Source organism: Collinsella sp. OM06-18AC (assembly GCF_003438785.1).
Lineage (GTDB): Bacteria > Actinomycetota > Coriobacteriia > Coriobacteriales > Coriobacteriaceae > Collinsella.
This window is the reverse complement of record NZ_QSTX01000030.1, coordinates 1-1,830: the sequence shown is the minus strand read 5'-3', so window position 1 is coordinate 1,830 and position 1,830 is coordinate 1. Positions and strand designations below refer to the sequence as shown.

General features: G+C 57.1%; 2 protein-coding genes. Both read left to right on the top strand.

Going from position 1 to position 1,830, the window contains the following annotated elements; genetic code table 11:
• A partial coding sequence (locus tag DXB86_RS09825) for a DMT family transporter (protein WP_369831489.1) occupies window positions 1-1,024 on the top strand: 1,024 nt, incomplete at its 5' end.
• Window positions 1,025-1,249: 225 nt separating this feature from the next.
• Window positions 1,250-1,830: PTS sugar transporter subunit IIC (locus DXB86_RS09820; protein WP_147324174.1), on the top strand; the 581-nt coding region annotated here is incomplete at its 3' end.

The following is a 1,830-nucleotide window of genomic DNA, read 5'->3' as shown; positions in this document are numbered from 1 at the left end:
ATGGTCGTGGGCATCATCGGCGCGTTCTTCGGCGTGCTGGCGTAAGGACCCGGCCTATTATTTGCCCCCAAGGGAAACGGCGACCCATTGCGGTCGCCGTTTTTTATTACCGAAAGCTAGTTGGAGGTGCTTCGTGATTCGATCTGACAATCCACCCGATAATGGCGTGAGCGGGGCGATGTATCTATTTGGCACGGCGCTCTTGTGGAGTTTTATCGGCATCCTCGTTCGCGCCAATTCGCAGTCAGCTCTTTTGATCGGTGCCGTCACGGCAATATTTATGGCGCTCTTTATCCTGCTCGTCGGCAGACCCGTCCTTCGCGTCAGCCGTCTTATTGTCCTTGTGGCCGTCTGCAACTTCGTGACGGGCACCACGTTTAACTTTGCCAACCAGCTCACGACGGTCGGCAACGCGATCGTTCTGCAGTACACCTCGATGATTTTCGTTATCGTGTATCAATCGCTCGCAACTCGCACGTTGCCCTCGCCTGCGAAGATTGCCTCCGTGGTGGTTGCTTTTACGGGTATGGGACTTTTCTTTTTAGGTGATTTGAGCGCCGAGGGCATGCTCGGAAATCTGCTTGCCGTCATTTCGGGCGCCACCTTTGGGCTGTGTTTCTTTTTAAACTCTCGCCCCGATGCGTCGCCCATGGTGTCCTCGCTCATCTCCTGCGGCATCTCGATACTTCCGATCGTCTATTTTGCCGGCGACCTAGGCTCCGTGAAACCCTTTGAGTGGGGGCTTATGCTGGTGCATGGCCTTTTTTGCAGCGGCCTTGCGAGTGTGCTGTATGCCAAGGGGATTGCGCGCACCAACGCGTTTGCGGCCAACTTGGTTTGCATGAGTGAGGTCGTGCTCGCTCCCTGCTGGTCGGCGCTCCTCTTTGGCGAGGTCTTTCGCTGGAACGAGTTTTTGGGCGCAGCGATGATCGTTTTGGTGATTGTGGCCAACTTGGCATCCGATGCTTTTGGCGACGGCTTTCTGGTGGCGCTTGTCCGCCATCGAAACAAAGAGCGTGCCTAATGGGATGCGCCTGCCGTTTACGGTAAAAAACACCCCGCTGAGCGACTGGTATTAAATAAGGCGAACCTGCATACCTATAATTGGTATCAAATCATTTGTGCCTGGTATGGGTGTTAGCAGCACACCAGGTACGCTTCGAGCCGTGGAATCGAACTCCCGGAATTGATATCAACAACGCGCGCGACGGGAGTGACGACGGTTCGAGATTCCTTATTGGGAGGAATTATGCTTGTCCAAGCAATCCTCGTCGGCTTAGTCGGAGCGTTTGGATGCCTCGACTACCAGCTCGGCACCCTCTACGCGTTCCGCCCCATCGTCCTGTGCCCGCTCGTGGGCCTGGTGCTGGGGGACCTGCAGACTGGCCTTGCCGTTGGCGCCAGCCTGGAGTTGCTGTTCATGGGCTCGATTTCCATCGGCGCCTACGTGCCGCCTAACGAAACCGTCGGCGGCGTGCTCGCCTGCGCGTTTGCCATTCAGCTCGGTCAGGGTACCGAGACGGCCATCGCGCTCGCCATGCCCATCGCCGTCCTTGCGCTGACGATCGGCAACATTACCAATGCCTTGTTCCCTGTGTTTGTCGATATGGCAGACAAGTTCGCCCTCAAGGGAAACCTCAAAGGCATCTACGCCGTTCATTGGGGAATTGGAATCTGGGGCTGCGTCGAGTACTTCCTGCTGTGCGGCGGCGCCTTCTATTTGGGTTCCGACGCCATCCAGGGCCTGCTCGACTTCATCCCGCCCTTCATCATCGACGGTTGCGGCGTTGCCGCCAACATCCTGCCGGCCATGGGCTTCGCCATGCTCGG